The organism is Butyrivibrio sp., from assembly GCF_015056685.1.
GTDB lineage: Bacteria > Bacillota > Clostridia > Lachnospirales > Lachnospiraceae > Butyrivibrio.
In genome coordinates this window covers 31043-53926 of the sequence record NZ_SVFW01000020.1, presented here as the reverse complement: position 1 = coordinate 53926, position 22884 = coordinate 31043, and the positions used below count along the sequence as shown (strand labels likewise).

Below are 22884 nucleotides of genomic sequence, written 5' to 3'. Positions count from 1 at the left end.
AAAATGGGATGTGACTCCCATGCCACACCCCATAATTCTTAATCTACCTCAACTTCTTCCTCAGGTGCAGAATCAGCTTCGTGGTATTCCTTCTCGGTGTTGACATTCCATATGTTGCTGCGGTCTGTCTCCCCACTAAGAATATTCTTAACCGTCTCAAAAGAAGTGCACATTGAATGATCAATGTTGTTGTATCTGTGCTGTCCATTACGTCCAACGCAGTACAGATTATCAATGGTGTTAAGGTAATCCACCAGTTTATCCATTTCTTCGTATGTATCGAAGTATGCAGGATAAGCTTTCTTAACTCTTTCCATGTGATAATCAATAACCTCATCAGCACTGCTGATAAGATTAAGTGTAACCATTTCTTTAATTGCCATCTCGGCAAATTCGTCCTCAGTCATATTCCACATTGAATCACCTTCAAAGCAGAAATACTCAAGTCCAACCCATACTGTATGCTCCAGGTCTTTTACAAGGTATGGAGACCAGTTGTTGTAAATCTGGAAACGTCCCATCTTAACTGTTCTATCCTGAACGTATACCCAGTTATCAGGAACAATATTGCCAATAGTCTTGATCTTGGTCTTATTCTCAAGGTTGAGCTTTGGAACCAAAACTCCGAGAGTCATGTAATCTCTGTAAGGAAGTCCCTTGGCAATTCTAAGGGGCTCAGCAGGAACATCATTCATGCCCTCTACAAGGTCCTTAACAGGCATTGAGCTGATAACTATATCCCCCTCAATCTCCATCTCTTTGCCATCAAAAAGATAGGTGATACCCTTTATGTGATTGCCATCTTTCCTTATCTTGGTAACCTTGGCATTGCAGACAATTGTTCCTCCGAGATTTTTGATCTCAGCTGCAGTAACATCCCAAAGCTGACCTGGGCCAAGCTTAGGATAGCTGAACTCTTCAATAAGTGATGTTTCAACCTTCCCACCAGTCTTTCCTGATTTTTTGCGGAAAGCATTCTTAAGAACTGCCAATATAGATACGCCCTTAACTCTCTGTGCTCCCCAGGATGGGTCAATCTCTGATGGGTGCCTTCCCCAAAGGTTCTCTGTATAATACTCAAAGAACATTGAGTAAAGCTTTTTACCAAATCTGTTTACATAGAAGTCCTCAAGAGATTTCTCTTCTCTCTTAAAGATCATAGCCCAAAGATATGAAAATCCGCAGGCGATGGTCTTAGCAAGTCCCATGTTCTTGAAGGTTTCAAGCTTAAGGGAGATTGGGTAATCATAGAACTTCCTGTCAAAGAAAATCCTTGATACTCTGTTTCTACGGAGCATAACCCTGTCTGTCTTCTCCGGATCAGGTCCGCCCTCAGCCATAGCCATAGGTCTGTCTAATACAATGTCATCGTAGGTTGGTGCTCCCTGAAGAGGCAGCATTTTCTGCCACCACTCATTAACCTCAGGAACCTTAGAAAAGAACCTATGTCCTCCCATATCCATACGATTGCCTTTATAGTTAACTGTTCTGGAAATACCTCCGAACTGATCTGTCTCTTCGAAAACTACAACCTGATAGTCCTTGGACTTGGTCAAAAGCTCGTATGCAGCTGTAAGACCAGCAGGACCTGCCCCGATAATTAGTACTTTTTTCATCTAACTTCCCTCTTTTAGTTAGTCTTTTAACAATAAGAGTAGTATACAACAATGCATACATTTCTTCAAATAAAAAGCAAAAAAGACCTCCTTGGGACATATCAATCCAAGAAGGTCTAGAACATTTAAGTATGAGTCAGATTACTCCTCATCTGGTTTTGCAAGTTTATATTCACCATTGATGAGTTTTTCATAGTAATCAGGATAGTATTCTTTTAACATATCATCACGATATTTATAGTACTCATCAGGGTTAAACTCAGAAATCTTGATGTAGTCTGTATCATAATACACTGATGGTTCATTCTTTTCCATGTAGTTTGGAAGGTGAGCCAGGAGCCTAGCAAAAATCTGTCTTCCTGTTAGAGTAAGATGTACACCATCAATCAGATACTGATCAGCAGTATCAATGTACAGGTCACAATGGGTGCCAAACATTGTGTCAAAGCTTTCTATATTTTCATCTTCAGCAACATTTTTTGACTTTCTGGCATAATTTGCAAGAGTATCAAAATAGTTACTTACAACATATGTATCTCCAATAAGATTATTGTCACTATCATAATAAACACCATAGAATGGAGTTAAAAGAATAATCGTTGCGTCAGGGCTTAACTCTTTTAGCTTATCAATACCAGTGCACATTGCATCGTAAAAACAGTGCATAGGGTCACCATCGTACTGAGTATGGTCAAGAGGGAGTCCTAAAAAGAAATCATTAGTTCCATAGGAAAGAAAATAGTAATCAACTTCCTTGGGATCAACCTTATTCATAGTCTCTAAAATCTCAGGATACTCAGATAAAACATTATTCCTGTCTGCCTGTCCTGACAAAGCATATGTCATTCCAAGAAAACTAGTGGATACAAGATTCTCAGGGCTTACATCAGATGTAGTCATCTCAATAGCACCTGTTGTTCCGCCAATCCCAAGGTTATAAACTACTGAATCAGGAACTCTCTCGCCAATAAGATGTGGTATATCAGTCCCTTCACTTCTACCGTTGGCAAATTGGCTATCACCCATAAACACCATTACAGTCTTATCCGACTCATTAACTTCCTCTGTTGTGGCAACAGTAGCTGCTGCAGGAGTCTCGATTATAGATGTAGATGCTGATGCGCTTGCCTCTTCCAAAACAGGTTCCATCAATCCATCAACTACGATTGTTGACCCACTCTCAGATGCGAAGTCTACTGCGCTCATGGCAGTTGAAGCGTCAGAGCTTTCTGTCTCATCATTTATATACTCTGTAGCCTTCTGAGTATCATCACCTTGGAGACCACATCCTGTAATAACAGTAACAAAAGTCATGACAGTTGCAACTATAGTCAAATATCTTTTTTTCATATCAACATCCTTCCTGTATTTCTCATAAAGCTTCTTACGATATGATTGTATCACTTTGATTTTTCTTGTGAATAGGAAAGCATCAATCTTAAGAATATCTGCCGCAAATCTTAAGAAAGTCTTAAGAATTAGACGTTATTTTGATAACTTTTTGATTCCTATAAAAGCAGTCAAAAGAAATCTAAAAAAACTAATAATAACAAGTCCATAAGCAATACCATTTATCCCAAATGCCATAGTCATCGGAATAACTATAAGACAAAAGCATGCACCATAAACACTATTGATAACAAGCTGCATCTTTTCTTTGGAAAAGCTCATGATCACAACCATGAGAGAACCAGAGATAAAATAGAGTATCTGTCCTAAATTAGCCAGGAAAAAGAACCTTGTTGCTTCCTCAAAAATATCCGGATACATGATCTTTACAAATATGTATGACACTCCGGTGCAGGCAAGGGCTCCGACAGCGGTTAATATTAAAAGGAATACGCTGATAAGTCCAAATTTCTTTCTATCAAGCTCAATCTTATAGTTGGTAAGATAGCTGATAATAACACCATTTAATGGTGTTGTGAGCATGGCAACGATCTTACCTATAAGGCTCGCCGCATAAAACACTGTAACTTCCCTTCCACCAACTACAAGTCGAAGTAGAATTCTGTCTGAATGTAGTATCAGTGCTGCAAGGAGATTGCTGGCTGAAATGTACCACAGAGACTTCATGTTCTCTTTGAAGCTATCGGAAAGCCTGGTGTATGGGCTTCTAAAAATATGTCCCCTAAAAAAAGTGTAGATGATACCGAAGGCTTCACCTACAAAGAGGGTAGCTGCCCAGCTCTTTGTCACAGGATATATCATGAGGCCTAAAACATAGCCAATAGAAACCATTCCAAAGAAAATAAAATAGTCTTTGAACCTGATGGTCATTCGCCACTCAACATCAGCGTAGTATCTGACTACTGTCACGATCATCAGAAGTAGGACCTGAACATATAAAAGCGCCTCAAGATTTCCTAAAACAAAAAGAGCTACAAAAGACACCACAACAGATATTCCGGCAACTATCAAAAGAAATAAGTTATAGTCTCCGTTACTCTCTGTCCTGTCTTTTTTGGCCACCATTCTGGAATAACTGGCTGCTGTTCCAAAGCCTGCCCCCATTATGGATACGGCAGAGATCAAATAAAGAACGGTGCCAAAAGCATCCGCACCTACTCTGGACTCAAGTCCAGGGTAGATAAGCAGCTGAAGGACACCGTTATATATTACCAGTGCAAGTACACTGAATATAAAGTCTTTAGAAGCACTAAATAAAAGCTTCTTACTATTATTTTTCATTACTAATATCTCACTTCATCAGATCTGTCTCTTTATGCCTTTGAAGCATGTTGAGCTGCATCTCGAACTCACGTCTGTTATTTATAGACATGGTCGAAAGAATAACTCCCGCAAAAAAGCTCTGAACTGCAGCCATTAAAACAAAACAACATACAATAAGTGTAGGAATCCTAGGAACAAGATGCGTTGCCCAGTACTCCTGAAGAATCGGCACGAAGAAGATCATTGACAGAATCGCAAGCAACACTGCAACTATAGAAAAGAATCCAAATGGCTTGTAGCTTCTATACAGCCTTGCTATAGTCCTAAGCACCTTGAATCCATCTGCATAAGTGTTGAGCTTACTCTCTGAACCTTCAGGGCGATCTCTGTAATCGATGATGACATTGTCAATCTGCATATTGTTGTATACAGCATGAATAGTCATCTCTGTCTCAATTTCAAATCCCTTGGACAATACAGGGAATGTCTTAACAAACTCGTAGCTAAATGCCCTGAAACCGGTCATGATATCTCTGATATTGCAGTTAAAGAGTCTGTTAATGCTTCCTCTTACAAGGTTGTTTCCAAAGTTATGGAAAGGACGCTTATTCTCCTCATAATATGTGCTTGATAATCTGTCGCCTACTACCATATCCGAATTATGATTAAGAACAAGGTCAACCATCTCAGGCGCTGACTCCATAGGATATGTATCATCACCATCAACCATAACATACACGAGAGCATCTATTTCACGGAACATCCTTCTGATAACGTTGCCCTTGCCCTGCATATATTCATTTCTTACAATAGCTCCCTCCGCCTCTGCTATTTCTGCTGTGCGGTCCTTGGAATTATTGTTATATACATAAATTGTTGCCTCAGGCAGTGCTGCCTTGGCATCACGAATAACTTTACCTATTGTCTTTTCCTCATTGTAACAAGGAATCAAAACTGCTATTTTATCCATTGTTTCCCCTTTTCGATTAAATGCAAGATTTCCATAGCCACATCTTGCCTTATACATTTTAAACTGATAATAAAATAATATCAAATCCAGTAGTATTCTCAATCAATCGTATACACATAAATAGTGTATGGTGATGAATTATCTGTATAACTCTTAAGTAGCTTAATCCCTGTTTTATCTGTGTTAGTTATATCTATACGCGAGAATATATACTTACATCCAAGCTCTTTTAGAGCAGTCGCATTAATATAAATATCATTATCAGTAACTTCAGCCATACTCTTTGTCGCCATAACAATTGATAAATCTGTTCCGGAATAAAGATAGCACCTTGCTCCCCATTCATCAAAATATAAGCGGGATGGTTCCATACGATCAAGAGCAGGAGCTATTACCTCCCTAAAGGCTTCTTTATAGCTCTGTGGATAAAATCCAAGATATCCATCAAGAGTATAGATTCCATTGTACTCAAGGATTGCTGGGTGCATTCCATAGGCAACGCTGTACTCACCTGTTTTATAGTCAAGGTCTTCTTTTATCCCATCAAAAAGCTTAGTAGAATAAAACTCTTTGAAATTAAGAGCATCATTCTCATGGCCAAAAATCTCGCTGCGAGCTGTAAGCTTTGCAGTATGATACAGGTCGTTGTACTTAGTTGGTGATACAAGAACTATCAAAGCAGCTATAAAAACTATCACATATGGTATACACATCAATGTCTTCGATATAAGCGATTTCTCCCCTTGCTCTGAATTTACTCTGTCACTTATCCACAAATACAGACGATAGACAAGAATAAATAACATCGCGCACCACAGGAATGGGTTAAAAAAGATTGTCCTGTTGTACTGAAATCCTGTAAGCGGTGGAACCAAAGTTTCAACCAGATGCTCTACTGACTGTGAATAATAAAGTCCATATACAACGCAGTTAAATACAATAATCAGAAAGCAAAGATTGTAATAATCAGTAAAGATTCCTTTGACATTCTTTTTCACAATATACCTGACATTTAAAAACAAAAGGTAAGCAAGGCAGATTGGCATAACAAAGAACTGATGAAGGTCCTCTACATGCATCATACCATTTACAAAAATGTCAAAACTCTCTCCAATAATCTCATTAAATGGCAGATAGGTCTGAACCATTGTCTCCCTGATAGTCACAGCGTCAGAAAACAACATCATGTTAAAAAGCCTGTATTCAAACACCACGTTACCAATTCCAAGTGCCACGAGTGAAGCCACAAGACTCCAACTAAGTTTCTTATCCCTTATCCACAGCCAAATAATCGCTATAAATAAATACCCCAAAATAAAAAAGCCAAGATATGAAAAATAGGAAATAAACGGATAACAAAAAATAAGTAAAATGAACCATAACCCCCGTCCCCCTAGTCCATTTCTGTATACTTTACGGAGAAGATATACAATCAGTGGCACCGAAGCGAATGGTATACCAAAAGCAGGGAAAAGATTAAGTATTCCATACAATAAACCAACTAATGTAGCAAGGTTTAATACATGGGAATCATTTTCCTTCTCAGGATTACTGCAAGATACGATATCAATAAACAATAATCTGCAGGAAATTACAGCGATAATAACCTTTAAAATGTATCCAACAACATATGCTGCAAATGGAGGTAAAAACATGAATAAAACAGTATATAATGATAGCTCACTTGGAAGCACGTCCCTTGATACTCCACCTAAAAAAGGTGCAGAAACACCATGAGAAAAGAAAATGTCCTCATTTTTAAGCATTGCAAACTGCGCCATAAACAGGTCCAGATTATCTTGAACTGCAATATAGCTGCTTTCCCCGATTATGCCATAGAAAACTGCCACTCCTACCAAAAATAATATTACAAAAGTTATTCCAAATTTTCCTTTATTTCCCATACTTCTCACCAACAATATAAAAAACTATAAAGTCAAAAATAATCATTATTCCCAAAATGCTCATGAAATTTGACAGTTTGTTCTTCATATTTTGACTACTAACAGTAATATGATCCATCAATATATATTTTGTTTCATTACTTACAGTTAATAATTCTGTTTCATCTCCGATTATCGCACGCATCTTAACTTCACAATTATCATGTGGTACGTAAACCTCAAAAGAAGCTTTTCCATCTTCATCCATGAACACATATTCATCCGTAAGGCAATACTCATAGCCATCTGATACAACAATGGGATAAATAGAAGCACCATGCTTTTCTTCAGGTAAAAAATTCGAAGTATAAAAGACATCAATTCTATAATATCCTTTATTCAAAACAAAAGAATCTGACTCAATATCCCTCATCTCATCATCATATGACGAGTCTGTATATGACAACATTTCTCCGCTATGTGCAGAATAGAAGTCAGAAACAGTTATATCATTTGCATTATTATGGGGCATCAAAATGCTCGCAATCAGTATTATGAGTTGAATTGCAATAACAACATATGCGCTTCGCTTTATAATCTTTTTATCAGTTATCTTATTTTTCTTAATACCGGTAAATATTTCATAAAGTGCTTTTATCCCATATGCCGCTATCGGAATAAGGAATAAAAAGTATGCAAAACAGTATCTTGATTTAGATTCCCAGAAGAATTGAAATATAAATCCACCAATGAAATATATTGATAGCAGACATTTTAATAAACATGTCCTCTTGTCAAATAATAAAGCCACGGCCCCAATTAGGGTCAAAAAATATATTGAAGGAATGTAATATTTCAGCCAATACTTATAGGAATTCTCAAAGATACTACTTGCAAGAAAACTCTCAAAGGAATCTGCCACTTCATACCTGCCATAGTAGTGACAGGTCATAGTTAGCCCCCCAAAAAGTGGATCTAACCATTGATACTTCATCTTCTCAACAAAAAAATCTAAGCTGCGTGCACCTGAAATGTACTCTCCAAAGGCTTCCTTACAAAGATCAAGCGCCTTTCCACTAGTTGCCTCTCCATATGAATCAAATAATTCCACTGCTACTTCCGAATAGCTCCCCGGACCTGTTACACCACCGTCTGTAGCAGAGCCCATATAAATATAAGCAGTTGCCGGAACTCCACTATTTCTATAGGCAAGTGCTGTTTGTCTATAGAACATATATCTCACCAAGACTCCGGACAAAATGCTGATACAGACAACAAGCGCCGCCACTGACAACAGAAAAAGCTGCTTTTTACCTTTTAACAAAAAAGATGCTATTATCAAAGCAACAACAATTGCTACTGTCGCGATAAGTGTGCCACTATAAACTCTATTTGCAATTGGAATAAGCACTATTGGTGCTAGCGCCCAAACATTCTTTTTTCCACTTATTATTTTGGAAGTTCCAACAAGTGACCAAGTAACAAGTGCTATCGATAGCATTGTTCCATATACAAATGCAGTATATAAAATCATCGGAAAGAATCCAATTAAAAGAATAGGAACAATCGCGTTTATTACGCTGCCCTTTTCACCGAATAATTCAATGTTAAGCAAAAAAATACCAATATCAAAGAGCACTAAAGCTATTATATTAAAACATTTCCAAATAAATGGATCTGATATTCCGGTCAAATGAACTACAGCTCTCATCACATAGACCATTCCGACTTGAAATGGGTAATGATAAAAGTAATCTAAATCTGCAATTTGTTCTCCATTTTCTAGCGCTACTGCTGCTTCCCATACACTTCTCTGATCAACCTCTAGTGGATAGGTGTTATTAATAATCCATATAACGGAAAGAATTACGTGAACTGCAATTACCACTATTAGAATGTACCCGGAGTGTTTTATTTTACTTGTTATATTAAATAGCAACACTAGTACAAAACTTAATGCTGCCACACAAACAAAGGTCAAAGCTGAATTTCTGGAAACAATCATCGTTCCTTCTCGAAAAGTCTGGAAATTCATCTTGGTAACCCATTTAAGTGAGCTAATAAACAAGCAGAAACAAATAGCAGAAAAAATGAAAAGTATCATTTTATTCAAGCACACGTATAACTTTCCCATTTTCTCTTCATCTCCATACACCGACTAATTTGTTTATAAGTCTATTAATTCCATACGCCGCAAAAGGTATCCAATAGACATAATATCTCATAGCATATCTGGATGACCCTTCCCAAAATTCATGGAAGACAATGCCACCAAATATCAGAATCAATATTAACATTTCAGAATCTGAAACATTTCCTTTGCGTAATACGCTTACCAAATAAATCACAACTCCAAGATAGCAAATGGTCATATAAACATTCATAACCCACTGCATGACAGTGGAACCAAAACCTGAAACCAGAAAGCCTGCAAGCCATGTAGGATTGTCATGGTGCCTGTTTACCAGATCAAGGTTATGAGTTGAAATGCAGACTGAATCCGCCCACTGAGTCAGGAATTTCCTTAAGAAGAACTTCCCTGCATGTAAAGGTCTGTTTGCAAAGTCAGCCAGTGTCTCTTTGATATTCTCTATAGCTGCTGCCTTGGTTGCTTCTGTTTCATAGTTATTCTCAGCGAAAACATGATAGTTGTAGCCATTGTACCAGCCATCCTCAAGTTCGCTCTCCTGAAGGCCCATGGCTATATGGGAAACTGATGGACTTCCAGTTGGAATCGAATCAAGTCCTGTAACATTGCAGTAATATGCATTAACAAGTCCTTTAACGCCTAAAGTCAAAGCAATCATAACCAGTATTATTGCAAGGCTCATGATTACCCTAGTCTTCCAAATTCTAGCGCCTTCATTACTAATATTAACAGCAAACTCACTTTCAGAAATATTTTTCCTCAGTATCAGATTCAGTATAAGAATCATTACCAGCGCAATCAGTGCAATCTCACAGTTAGTCTTTAACATAACTGCAAGAGCAATTGCCACACCTGCTCCAATCCCATAGCCCACCTTTTTCCTCTTCATATACAGAATTTCCAGGAAAAGAGCTATAGTCTGGGGCGCCATGCTCAGGATATCTCCATAAATATATGTCACATAATTATAAAAGAAAAGCATCCCTGCAGACAGAACTGCCATAATGCCGCAGATTTCCCTGTTTCCAAAAAACTCCCATGTCATCTGATATAAGAGATAAACTGTAACAAGAATGGATAAGAGCTGCACCAACTCCCAGGCTGTGTAGTTGCCAATCCCAAATACAGTACACATCATCTGTCCAAATGCAACATATCCTAGCTGAAATGGCCAGATATAAAGATATCCTTCTTTATCTGTCAGCGATGAATAATCTCCCGCCATAAAGGAATTAATAATATCATCCAATGCCTTTGAGTCATTAACCGGCAGTGGTCTTATTGAAAAAATCAGCATTAGACAATACACAGTACAAAAAACAAGTTCCAATATCAGCAGACTTTTACTGCTCTTTAAAACGCCCTTCTTTTTTAAAACCATAAACACAAAAACTACTCCTACGCATAATAGCAGGAGTAGTAAAATATTCTCTCTTCCATAGTGAGGCCAGTCGTTGTCACAACCATAGTCATAATAAATCGTAGTTACTATGCTTGTTCCAAGCACCAAAACCGCCGCAACCAAAAGGCAGAAAACTATTATTAGATTAAATGCTTTTTTTATCTTAAACAATCATTTATTCCTCAGCTTACCTGATGATTCTCATCGTTCAAAAGCTTAACAACATCAATCAAAGTATAAAGATATGCTCCAACATAAAACAAAGAAACCACAGTCATATTGACGATATCTCTGGCTCCAAAAAGAGCATAGGCATATGTTGCCAGTGAGCACACATTAGCAATAAACATAGGCCATACAATATTTTTTCTAAGTAACACTGCAAATGGAGTCAGAAGCAAAAGCATAGCATAGTCATATCTCTCATGCATTCCTGGAAGCAATACTACGCAGGTCCATGCTGTGAATATAGCAAGGTATACCACAAGTTTTCTGTCGATGTTGTCCTTTCTTCTGTAGCAGAAGAAAGCAATGATAACTAAAACTACAAAAAGAACCATTATAGCAGCACCAGACAAAAGCTTATCGAAATTGTCGAATCCAAGATTATACAGATTAGGGAAAAATGAAACCATTCCATAACCTTCAGAATCTAGCTCCTGAGTCTGATAAAGATATGAAAGATATGTTCTCTTAAGTCCGTTCTGACAGATTACCTCTGGTAGCCCTGCTATAAAATAAACAGCAGGGATCCACAAAAACTCTAAAACACTAAAGGTATTTCTTTTGCCGGAGTCCTTAAGAACTCTGTCATAGCTATGAAATCCTTCTGTAATGTATAGGATCAGATAAATCGGTAAAAAGATAATTGACTGCAGTTTTACTGCAAAAGCAACGCCATACCATATAAAGGATGTGCGGTACTCCTGCTTTAAAAGTTTGTACAAAGAAATCATCAAAAAACATGTATATAGAGCATCTACCTGTTTCCACAGTGCTCCATTAAATGCAACAAAGGGAAGAAATAAGGTAGCAATGCCAGCGAACATTGAATGATGCTTTCTTCCTGTCAAAAGGTAAAAAATCTTGAAGATAAAAACTGCTGACACAAGCTCACAGACAAAGGCAACTATGCTAAGTGGAAGCCAAGGCTCCACGGGAAGGAGCGAACACAAGGCATACATCACATTAAGCGGAACATAATAGTCACCAATAGCATTTCCAAGCCCCTTAATGATGCCATTTTCTCTATAATAATCCACCCACACCTTGTAATAGTCGTTGTAATCAGGAGAAAGTGTGGTTTCCGGTGCAAACTTAACGCGTATAAAAACCGCTGCCAGCAAAAGAAGGCATAAACAGATTTCATACATATACTTGTTTATTATGTTTTTTAGGAATCTATCAATCGCCAATTCTTTTTTCATCGCATCCCCTTATTGGTTGATTACATTTCAGGAAACTCGTACTTTATCTTATCCTCAACACTTATCTCATCACCAATCTGAACCTCGTTGATAACGAGCTCAGTCTTGGCTATAACAGTGTGTTTCTGACCAGCCTTTATTGAAACAACTGAGCCAGGCTTTATATCAATCTTCTCACTATCAAGAATAACTGTTCCCTCACCGCTCATCACTGTCCATACCTCATCTCTGTGGTCATGGCTGTGATAGTGAAGCTTATGCTCAGGCAAAAGCACAATCCTTATTACAAGAGCCTTGTCCTGAATATCAACAATAGTAAAACTTCCCCAGGACTTTTCAGCGTAACGAACCTGATTATCAAGCTTTTCGACAAAAGGCTTAATATAACTTGATTGAGTTTTATCAGCAACAAGAATACCATCGTTAGAAGCTGCAACAATCATGTTCTTAAGTCCCATGGCGATGATTGGGACATTTAACTCATTAACGATATTACTATTCTCACAGGTATCATCCATATCAGCCTTACCTATTATCTTCTCATGCATCTCCTCGGCAAAGGTATTCCATGAGCCGATATCCTTCCATGAACCTGAGAATCTTACTACCCCAATTGATTTCTCATGCTCACCAACAGCGTAGTCAAAGCTTATTTTCTTACAATCACCGTAGTGGTCAAAAAGATCCTGATAATCTTTAAAATCTATGAGCTCATGTGCCCTATCTAAAATGTAGCCAAGCTTAAATGCAAATACACCGCAATTCCAAAGAGCACCCTCATCAATGTATTTCTGAGCAGTCTCGACATCCGGTTTTTCCTTAAAAGCTGAAACCTTACTAATGTGATCTTTAGTCTCCGGCTGAATGTAACCATATTTCTCACTTGGATATGTTGGCTCAACGCCCATGAGGTTTAGGTTATAATCACCAGACTTAACCATCTTATCAAGCTCTTTGAAACATTCAAAATAAGAATTATCTACGTATGGATCTACAGGGCATATAATAACTGCGTCATCTCTGTCCACTCCAAGCTTATCAGAAAGATAGCTGGCAGCAAGTGCAATAGCAGGAAAGGTGTCACGTCTTGTAGGCTCTACGCAAACTGAAACCTTATCACCGAGCTGATTGTGAATTGATGAAACCTGGGTCTTGCTGGTTGCTATTGTAATGTTTGCATCAGAATCAATCTTCTTTATCTGACTATATACACGCTGAACCATTGATTCAAGCTCATTATTCGAATCATTCTCCGGGTGAAAAATCTTAATAAACTGTTTTGATCTGACATCATTTGAAAGTGGCCATAATCTCTTTCCGCTGCCACCTGATAATAAAACTATATTCATAAAAACCCCTAAATCTAAAATTAGTAATCATTATTCCCATTGAGAGTCTTATCTTCTCCATGCATTGACACAATCAATGACTCTCTGCTGCTCTTCCTCTGTCATTCCCGTGTAGATAGGAAGTGACACTACCTCATTAGCATATTTTTCGGTAATAGGAAGGCTGCCCTCAGAAAGTCCCAAATACTCATAAGCTTGTGACCTGTGTGGTGGAATCGGATAATGTATAAGTGTCATGATTCCGTTATCTTCAAGATACTGTCTGAACTCATCGCGAGCCTTGCTCTGATCCTCGCCATCCTTGGCAGGAACTCGCAGAACATACTGATGCCATACACAGGTTGAACCTTCAGCGACAGTTGGTTTGATTACAAGTGGATTATTTATTCCTTCTGCATAGCGACGACCAAGCTCATATCTCTCGTTAGTGATATCTTCCATGTGAGTAAGCTTTACTCTAAGTAATCCTGCCTGAAGTTCATCAAGACGTGAGTTAGCACCAACAACCATATTGTGGTATCTCTTCTCGCTACCATAATTTCTGTATATCTTCATAAGGCGTGCAAGATCAGGATCATTGGTTGTAATAGCACCTGCGTCGCCATACGCCCCCATGTTCTTGGATGGATAGAAAGAAAAGCATCCAAAGTCACCAAAACTTCCTGTCATCTGACCGTTATGGCATGCACCATGGGACTGAGCACAGTCCTCTACAAGTTTAAGATTATGTCTCTTGCAGATATCCACAATCTTAGTCATATTGGCTGCCTGTCCATAGAGATGAACTACCAAAATAGCCTTTGTCTTATCAGTGATCTTCCCTTCTATCTTATCAGCATCAATCTGATAATGCTCATCCGGTTCAACAAAGACAGGAGTTGCATCGTTGATTGTAATTCCCATTACACTAGCAATATAGGTGTTGCCCTGAACAATTACTTCATCACCCTTGCCGATTCCTAGGGCTCTAAAAGCCAGCCACAGTGCATCAAGTCCACTTGCAAGTCCAACAGAATACTTAGTTCCTACATACTCAGCAAACTCTGTTTCAAAGTTTTCAACTTCTTTTCCAAGGATATACCAGCCTGAGCGAAGTACCTCAAGAGCCTTCTCCTCATATTCCTTTTGATATCTTTCAAAGCCTCTGTCCATTCGGCCCTGCATTATCTTTTCCATATCTTTTCCTCTAATCTAATGCAAGCGTTTTTTATATCACTTGTCATCATGTTTTTTCACTTCATCAATGATAAATGGAGGTCTCTTCCTAGCTTCTTCCAACGCTCTCCAAATATACTCACCAAGTACTGAAAGCATGATGAAAATGGCTCCAAACCCAAAAAGAACTACCGACATGATTGACGCATATCCTAGGATAGGTGTACCTACTGTAAACTTCTCATGAAGTACCATTATTATTCCAATCAAAGAGCATAAAGCAAAAAACATTCCAAGTGTAGCCATGCATCTGATTGGAAAATATGAAAAACTCATCATTGAATCAACAACAAGCTTGATTTTCTTTCCCAATGTCCATCTTGACTCGCCAACTTCTCTGTCTTTTCTGTGGAAATAAATCTTTTCTGTCTTAAAACCAACCCACATAACCTGAAGCGTAAGAGATGAGTTTTTCTCATCCATAAGCTTTAAGACTTCAATAGCCTTTCTATCTACTAAATAGCAATCACAACCGCCCTGTGGCATATCCTTATTGATAGTCTTTCTAACAAGCCAATAATAGCAGCCTGCAAAAAACTTTTTAACAGCACTCTCATCTCTCGATTCACGGATAGCAAGAACAACCTTATTTCCGCGCTTCCAGCTCTCGTACATATCTAGAATCAGAGTTGAATCCTCCTGAAGATCTGCCTGCTTTGTTACAGCGCAGTCACCGGTACAAACAGAAAGCCCTGCCAAAATGGCTGCATGCTCACCAAAGTTTCTTGAAAGTTTTGTACAAACTACATTGGGATCCTTTGCTGCAATTTTCTGAATCACTTCCCAGGAGTTATCCCCAGAGCCATCATCTACGAATACAATCTCGTAGTCTCCAAGCTTTTCAAGGATTTTCTCCTTCATATCATCATATAACATTTCCAATGTATCAGAGTTATAGTACACAGGAACAACAATTGAAATTTTAGACATTTTTCCTCTTTAACCTACTCTATATTTCTATAACCAATTAATTTGTCTGCTTAGTTATCAATCCTCTCTATTTACTTCCTCAAGAAAGACATCATAATCCCTTATATACTCGCTATCAATGTAATGTTCACTTGCAAGTACTAAAAGAACTGAATCCGGTGAGAAATCATACATTTCTTTCCAAACCATAGGAGCAAGATATAGTCCCATTCTAGGCTTGTCAAGAACAACGACTTCTTTCTTTTTTCCATCATCAACAAGAACTTTGCTGCTACCACTTACATTTATTAACACAAACTGCGTATAACGGTTGGCGTGATTTCCTCTCCTTATATCTGGGTCTGAACCAGACATATAAAACACTCTTCTAATATCAAACGGAATGTCAAATCCTGATCCTTCAGCAACTACCAAGTTTCCCCTTTCATCGCCATATTCCTTAAATTCCAGCAATTTGTATTTTTCTTTTATTTCTCTCATTTTGTTATTACGTAGTCCTTCCTACAACTCCACTAATATGCATAATCACCAGTTCTTATTCCCTTGGTAAAAGAACAGTAGTCTCTTTATCATAATATATTGCTGTTGCCTGATTAATCCATTCACTAATATCCGGCGTCACGTCCATATAAAAAAGCATCTCAGGATGAACAGAATACTCAATCAGTTCAGCATTCTTTATTGAATCATCACGAAGCATCTCAAGTCTATCAGCATTTTCCTGCTTATAGGTTGCTGCTCTTCCACTGGCTATATCATAAAGAGCAGATGTGCATGAATAATACTCAGGTTCAGGCTTTATTGAAAGGACTGAACCGACAATAAAAATGACTTCACAAATTGCTATAACCAGTGAAAACACCGGTGAAAATGCATTGCTATCATCTAACTCATTATGCTTTATATCACTAATATATTTCTTATCGAAATATTGCCTTGCCACAGTAGTCAGATAAAACTCTACCAGTACCAACATTAGTACATATTCCATAAATGCAAGTGCACGAAGCCTACCAGCATCAATATTGGCAGTAGCAAATATTGGTGGAGTCATATTTGATGATACTAATAAAAACGCAAACAAAGTAAATAAAACAGGATGTTCAAGTCTTACCTTTAGCTTTCCCGCCATCTTCCAAAATACAGGAACCAGCAAAATAAGTATAACCAACACTTCCCATCTGGTCATGTCATTAAAGAGCATATCAAAGGTATCATACAAAGATACAAATACAGCCTTCACAGGAGTCATCTGCGTTGTCTCAGCAAACCTGTTTGAATTGCCAGGACCAAAACAGGAAAAAGAAAAACCAATGAGATTGATAACAAGTGGAATCCAAATACGACTAAAGGACTTTCTTTGTTCATCATCTATCCCTTGAATATCAAACCTTCCAAGCTTAACCATCACAAAGACGAATAACAATAGCACTGAGCAAATAGCAAGTTCCAAAGCTGACAAATAGTTAGCACCTCCCATGAAAAATGCCCATATTGAAGCCCATATTAGTTTCCTGTGCCTTACCTTTCCGTCACTTTCATATACTGATCTGATAAGAAGTCCAAGCCAAAAGAAAGCCATGCCAAATGTAAAAGTATAATTGATAGCTCCGCTGTACCAGTAAAACGCCTCAACTCTCGTACCTGCACCATTAAGACACTGGACCATCATAAATAAAGTCAGCATCCTGACAACATTTGTAAGGTCTTTATCAAGATGCAAGGCTCTCACAAAAAGAGCATCAAAAAAGTAACACACTCCAAATGTCAGCATTCCCAAAACAAGAAAAGGTGTCAGGAAATAAAAGCCCTCTCCAAAAACGCTTGGACAGATACAAGTGAGAATAATTGAAAAGAAATATCCTTCATACTGGCTGTACACCATCCAAGATTTCTGAAGCGAAGCAATAACAGTTCCGAAAAAATCACCATTCGCAACAAAATACTGCCTTGTCTCAAGAGCCATTGAAAAATCGTCAGCTGAAGGAAAATCATAAAATCCTAAAATCAGCATTGGTATCAAACTCAGCACATAAACAGCAGTGAAAACAATGCTTAGCTTTTTAGTATTTAGTTTTATATTGAACTTAGGTGTCTTGTAACTAAACATCAATGTCCTTTTTCTGCAACACTATATTATTTAACCATCAACAATAATACCCCTTATACCACTTTGCAAAAGACCTAAGTCCGTCGCGAAGTGGTGTTGAAGGTTTAAAACCAAAATCTTCCTGCAATGCTGATACATCAGCGTAAGTAATCTCAACATCACCTGGCTGCATAGGAACAAGCTCTTTGTGAGACTCAAAATCATAGTCCTCAGGAAGTACACCTGCACTGATCAGCTCCTGCTGAAGAATATCAACAAAATCAAGAAGATTTACAGGATCATTGTTTCCAATATTGTAAACCTTGTATTTTACTCCATTCTCATTTTCTAAAGGAGCAACCTGCATAACATTTACAACGCCCTTAACTATATCGTCAACATAAGTGAAGTCACGCTTACAGTTACCGTAATTGAATATCTTAATCTTGTCACCATTAACAAGTTTATTAGTAAATCCAAAATATGCCATATCCGGACGCCCTGCAGGACCATAAACAGTAAAGAAACGAAGTCCTGTTGAAGGTATTCCATAGAGCTTAGAATATGAATGAGCCAACAACTCATTGGACTTCTTGGTTGCAGCATATAAGGAAACCGGATTATCAACCTTATCCTCAACGCTGTAAGGTATCTTTTTGTTAGAACCATATACGCTCGAACTTGATGCATAAACTAAATGCTGAACACCTGTGTAATTATCATCCACACTTTCAGCATCATATGAATGTCTGCATGCCTCAAGGATATTGTAAAAACCAATAATATTAGACTCAATATATGCATCAGGATTCTCTATTGAATAACGAACTCCTGCCTGAGCTGCGAGATTCACAACAACTTCCGGCTTAAACTCTTTAAATACAGCACTCACAAGTTCCTTGTCTACAATGCTTCCGCGGGCAAAATCAAAATTTCCACTTAAATCATAAATCTCACGCAATCTGTCGTTCTTAATCTTTGGATCATAGTAATCATTCATATTATCAATTCCGTAAATATGAATATTCTCATATGACCTAAATAGTTCCTTACATAGGTTAGCGCCAATAAATCCAGCTGCACCTGTTACCAATATTCGTTTTCCATTTAAATCAATGTTTTTCTCTAACACTTTTAAATATCTCCAATCACTTAGCACCCTTACCAAAAAGCACAACATAAACAGTCTTGAGCAAGATTCTGATATCCTCAGTAAGACTCCAGTTATCAATATACTGAAGATCAAGCTTTACTACTTCATCGAAGTCCTGAATGTCACTTCTGCCACTGATCTGCCAAAGTCCTGTTAACCCTGGGGTCATGGACAGACGCCTTCTGTAGTGCTCATTGTACTGCTCAAATTCTGACTCTGTCGGTGGTCTTGTTCCAACCAAAGACATGTCGCCCTTAAGAACATTTAAAAACTGTGGAAACTCATCAAGACTGGTCTTCCTGATAAATGCTCCAACCTTAGTAATTCGTGGATCATTTTCCATCTTAAACATGAGCCCGCTCATCTCATTCTGATCCTGAAGATCTTTTAGTCTCTCTTCAGCATCAACGTACATGGATCTAAACTTATAAATCTTAAATCTACGTCCGTTCTTACCGATACGAGTCTGGGAAAAGAAAACAGGTCCCGGAGAATCAAGCTTAATAGCAGGAGCAAGGAAAATAGTAATGATTCCTGTCAGAACTAATCCCACAAATCCCCCAATTATGTCCATGAGCCTCTTAATGGAAAGCCTTTTATAACTGCTGCGATTCATGCAATAAGTTATAACAGAATATCCAAGATAATCATCAAACTGCGTATGTGCCTTGCTGATTCCCGGAAGTTCAAGATTATAATGGGTTGTGATGCCCATCTCCTCAAATCCAAGAATGATATTTTCCATACTATTCTGAGGAATATTAGGAGTATTGATAAACACCTCATCAAAAGGATCCGTTAGAAGCCTTTCTGTAAGATTATGAATTCCTTCATGCACATGTACATCACCAATATACCAAGGATTCTCATCATTACTCTGTGCACGCGCATCAAACCTGCCATTATCAACTGAAGAATCTTTCAAATCATCACTAGTCTTAACACTAGGATCAACGGCATATGCCCTAACAACCTTGTATCCAACAGAATCCCTTCTGTTCATGAGGTTAATAACTGTCTGCTCTACAAGTGGTTTTTCAGCGACCACAACAACTCTTACTATGTTGTTTTCTGAAGATATATGCTTCTTATAAATCTCTTTAAAAATACACCTGATTACAAAATCCAACAGTACAAAAATCCAGATAAAATTAAAAATTACAATTCTAGATAAAATCAGATTCCAACGTAAAAAGAAAGTTATTACAAGTGCAATTATTGCAGAAAATGCATCAAACTTAATTACACTCACAAGCTCATAGAAAATACTTCTAACTATAAAATTCCTGTCCCAATTAGCTAAAAAAGTATATACTGTCCCCACTAGCATAAGCAAAACGTATACGAGATAGTGTAGCGTCTTATCACCATAATCCTCTTTTAAATTGTATCTCATATAGCTTGCAATTACATAGCTGACCACAATGCATGCCATATCTATTATCCACAAAAGGTATGTCTGTAAAGTTTTATACTTTGTATTCATGCACTCCCCACTACCTCTTACTTGTTTCTTATCTTCAACTTATCCCAAAAAGAACTCCATATAAACTCAATATTTGTCGCAAAATAACGTTTAAATAGTCTCTTCGGATCAGTAAATAATCTAAATAGCCACTCAAGGCCTATCCTTTGAACCCACAGCGGCGCTCTTTTTGCTGTTCCAGCATGAAAATCAAATCCCGCACCGACTCCCATCATAACTGCATTAATTTTGCCCTCATGAGCTTTCATCCACTTCTCCTGTTTTGGAGCACCGAGGCCAATCCATACAATGTCTGCCCCAGAATCGTTTATTCGTTTAATATCTGCTTCATCCTCTTCAGGAGAGAGAGCTCTGAATGGAGGTGAATACATTCCTTTAATGTTAAGCCCAGGATACTCACTTTCAAGATTACTTCTGAGTTTTGATAATGTTTCTTCTGTTGACCCATAAAAATAATGTGACAGCTTTCCATCTTGAGTATCTCTGAACATATTTTTCATAAAATCAGGGCCAGCTACTCTTTCCGCTCCAATATAGCCATCATTTTTCTCTCTATTAGCAATCGGCGACCCATCAGGAAAAAGAAATGCTGCGCCATTTAATATATCTGCATATTCTTTGCTGTTTTTTGCCATCACCGTAGTGTGAACATTTGAAAAGCATATGTATTTCCCTCTAAGTTCGCTCAGATGATTGATAACATGAAGAACTGCCTCTTCAACTCTTGCTATAGAATAGTGGATTCCAAAAATATCAAATTTATCATCTCTTACATATGCCGGAACAGTAGCATATCCTGCAACATCAATAACTATACCTGGTCTAACCGTATAGCCAGCACTATCCATGGTAAGATATGTTCGTACTTTATGTTCTTCCAAAGATTTTGTGAGAGTATCAATCTTAGAAATATCACTACCTTTCTCGCAGGTAATATTACTAGAAAAGGCAGAAACATCTATAACAACACAGTCGTAGTCTCCACTTTCATAATTTCGTAATACATCTTCGGCATTTATATTAGGACTATTTAATATATAAGCATTTACTTCGCCAGGAACTCCCCACTTTTGTATATAGTGTCTTCTATAAAGCATTCTCAAAGCATACCCGTAAACGACACTTAAGGCCATGAAATAAATCACGACCTTTCTGGATGCAAGCACTGACTTTTGAGTAGCAAAAAGATAAGCAACCGATAATCCAATAAGCAACGCTCTACTCTTAACTAGCTTCACAAGATTGTCTATAGGATCAAGCACAACAATCGGCTGCCTTTTTGCATCATAACTGAAATAGACTATTATCTCGAACAAAAACACTGTAATTATCATTGATAAATACACGCCAAGACTATAGTCAACCCAGTTTATAATTGCTCTATATCTGATTGTCACTGCAGATATAAACGCTAAAATAATAGACAGTTCATCTATCACAAAAGTTTTTTTGTATATTATACTATTTTGATATTTTCCAGGAGTTCTCCTGCGGTAATCTCCCATGTTAATCTCTTTTCAATATTATCTACTGGCTTTTAAATACTACCAATTTTGTGTCTGTTTTGTTCTATCCACTGCTGAAGCTGTGGAATAGTCATCCACTCTTTATTATTATCTGATGTGTAGCTGAATCCTTCCGGAACTTTTACTCCGCCTTTAATCATGTCTTCAAAGTTTCCCCATTCACAAATCTGCGGCAAAATTTTATAATGCTCAGGATATTCATATGTAAAATGAGAATCCTCGACACCAATCATCTGCTCATGAAGCTTCTCGCCTGGTCTGATACCGATTTCAACCTGTTCAGCATTTTCATCAACCGCAGCAGCAATGTCACAGATATTCATAGACGGAATCTTTTTAACATAAATTTCTCCACCTTCCATGTCATCAAAAGCATGCCATACTAGTTCAACTCCTTGCTCAAGAGAAATCATGAACCTTGTCATACGCTTATCAGTAATAGTAAGCTTTCCCGACTGTGCAGTTTCCATGAAATATGGAATAACTGACCCACGAGATCCCATAACATTTCCATAGCGCACTACTGCAAACTTGGTCTTACCACCAGTGTATGAATTACCTGCAATAAAAAGCTTATCTGAACAAAGCTTGGTTGCGCCATAAAGATTAACTGGTGAACTTGCCTTATCAGTTGAAAGGGCAACCAGTCTCTTCACGCCTGTATCAATGCATGCATCAATAAGGTTCATTGCGCCATTCACATTAGTCTTAATACATTCAAAAGGATTGTACTCCGCTGTCGGAACAATCTTTGTAGCAGCAGCATGTACAACGTAATCGACACCATTTAGAGCTCTATAAAGTCTGTCCTTATCCCTTACATCACCGATAAAGAACCTTACTCTTTTATCTCCCTGAAACTTTTTAGCCATGTTCCACTGTTTCATCTCATCACGAGAATAGATGATAATCTTTTTAGGATTGTATTTCGCAAGAGTCATAGGTACGAATGTATTTCCAAATGAACCTGTCCCTCCTGTGACCAAAATGGTCTTATTTGTAAGCATTTATAAGCC

General features: G+C 37.9%; 17 protein-coding genes. All 17 read right to left on the bottom strand.

Annotation, left to right across the window (positions count from 1 at the left end; genetic code table 11):
- Window positions 1-38: 38 nt before the first annotated feature.
- The 17 genes from E7303_RS08920 to pseB all read right to left on the bottom strand — a co-directional run bounded on the left by E7303_RS08920 (window position 39) and on the right by pseB (window position 22875).
- Window positions 39-1616 carry an NAD(P)/FAD-dependent oxidoreductase gene (locus E7303_RS08920; RefSeq protein ID WP_292144880.1) on the bottom strand — a complete coding sequence of 526 codons (1578 nt, stop codon included), beginning with the start codon at window positions 1614-1616 and terminating at the stop codon, window positions 39-41.
- Window positions 1617-1757: 141 nt separating this feature from the next.
- The gene (locus tag E7303_RS08915) at window positions 1758-2966 is read right to left on the bottom strand and encodes an SGNH/GDSL hydrolase family protein (RefSeq protein WP_292144879.1); all 1209 of its coding nucleotides are present in this window, start codon (window positions 2964-2966) and stop codon (window positions 1758-1760) included.
- A 135-nt stretch (window positions 2967-3101) separates the two neighbouring features.
- On the bottom strand, window positions 3102-4307 hold the full coding sequence (locus tag E7303_RS08910) for a lipopolysaccharide biosynthesis protein (RefSeq protein WP_292144878.1): 1206 nt from the start codon (window positions 4305-4307) through the stop codon (window positions 3102-3104).
- 10 nt (window positions 4308-4317) lie between these two features.
- Complete coding sequence (locus E7303_RS08905) at window positions 4318-5259, bottom strand: glycosyltransferase family 2 protein (RefSeq protein ID WP_292144877.1); 942 nt, start codon at window positions 5257-5259, stop codon at window positions 4318-4320.
- A gap of 98 nt (window positions 5260-5357) precedes the next feature.
- Entirely contained in the window at window positions 5358-7163 is a 1806-nt protein-coding gene (locus tag E7303_RS08900; protein ID WP_292144876.1) for a DUF6044 family protein, read from the bottom strand.
- Window positions 7153-9108, bottom strand: a complete 1956-nt coding sequence (locus E7303_RS08895; RefSeq protein WP_292144875.1) for a hypothetical protein — start codon at window positions 9106-9108, stop codon at window positions 7153-7155. The genes E7303_RS08900 and E7303_RS08895 overlap by 11 nt, the downstream gene beginning before the upstream one ends.
- Window positions 9109-9283: 175 nt before the next feature.
- On the bottom strand, window positions 9284-10864 hold the full coding sequence (locus E7303_RS08890; RefSeq protein ID WP_292144873.1) for a glycosyltransferase family 39 protein: 1581 nt from the start codon (window positions 10862-10864) through the stop codon (window positions 9284-9286).
- Window positions 10865-10875: 11 nt separating this feature from the next.
- The gene (locus tag E7303_RS08885; protein WP_292144872.1) at window positions 10876-12120 is read right to left on the bottom strand and encodes a glycosyltransferase 87 family protein; all 1245 of its coding nucleotides are present in this window, start codon (window positions 12118-12120) and stop codon (window positions 10876-10878) included.
- A gap of 20 nt (window positions 12121-12140) precedes the next feature.
- Complete coding sequence (locus E7303_RS08880) at window positions 12141-13469, bottom strand: sugar phosphate nucleotidyltransferase (protein WP_292144870.1); 1329 nt, start codon at window positions 13467-13469, stop codon at window positions 12141-12143.
- 48 nt (window positions 13470-13517) lie between these two features.
- On the bottom strand, window positions 13518-14645 hold the full coding sequence (locus E7303_RS08875) for a DegT/DnrJ/EryC1/StrS family aminotransferase (RefSeq protein WP_292144869.1): 1128 nt from the start codon (window positions 14643-14645) through the stop codon (window positions 13518-13520).
- A gap of 36 nt (window positions 14646-14681) precedes the next feature.
- Window positions 14682-15614, bottom strand: coding sequence for a glycosyltransferase family 2 protein (locus E7303_RS08870; RefSeq protein ID WP_292144868.1), 933 nt, complete (start codon window positions 15612-15614; stop codon window positions 14682-14684).
- A 57-nt stretch (window positions 15615-15671) separates the two neighbouring features.
- Complete coding sequence (locus tag E7303_RS08865; protein ID WP_292144867.1) at window positions 15672-16094, bottom strand: sugar 3,4-ketoisomerase; 423 nt, start codon at window positions 16092-16094, stop codon at window positions 15672-15674.
- Between the two features lie 55 nt (window positions 16095-16149).
- Window positions 16150-17724, bottom strand: coding sequence for a hypothetical protein (locus E7303_RS08860; RefSeq protein ID WP_292144865.1), 1575 nt, complete (start codon window positions 17722-17724; stop codon window positions 16150-16152).
- A 37-nt stretch (window positions 17725-17761) separates the two neighbouring features.
- A complete protein-coding gene (locus tag E7303_RS08855; protein WP_292144864.1) occupies window positions 17762-18835 on the bottom strand; it encodes an NAD-dependent epimerase/dehydratase family protein in 1074 nt (357 codons plus the stop codon).
- Window positions 18836-18851: 16 nt separating this feature from the next.
- Window positions 18852-20342, bottom strand: a complete 1491-nt coding sequence (locus E7303_RS08850; RefSeq protein ID WP_292144863.1) for a sugar transferase — start codon at window positions 20340-20342, stop codon at window positions 18852-18854.
- A gap of 17 nt (window positions 20343-20359) precedes the next feature.
- Window positions 20360-21847, bottom strand: coding sequence for a WecB/TagA/CpsF family glycosyltransferase (locus tag E7303_RS08845; RefSeq protein ID WP_292144862.1), 1488 nt, complete (start codon window positions 21845-21847; stop codon window positions 20360-20362).
- Between the two features lie 32 nt (window positions 21848-21879).
- Window positions 21880-22875 carry a UDP-N-acetylglucosamine 4,6-dehydratase (inverting) gene (pseB, locus tag E7303_RS08840; protein ID WP_292144861.1) on the bottom strand — a complete coding sequence of 332 codons (996 nt, stop codon included), beginning with the start codon at window positions 22873-22875 and terminating at the stop codon, window positions 21880-21882.
- Window positions 22876-22884: the final 9 nt, after the last annotated feature.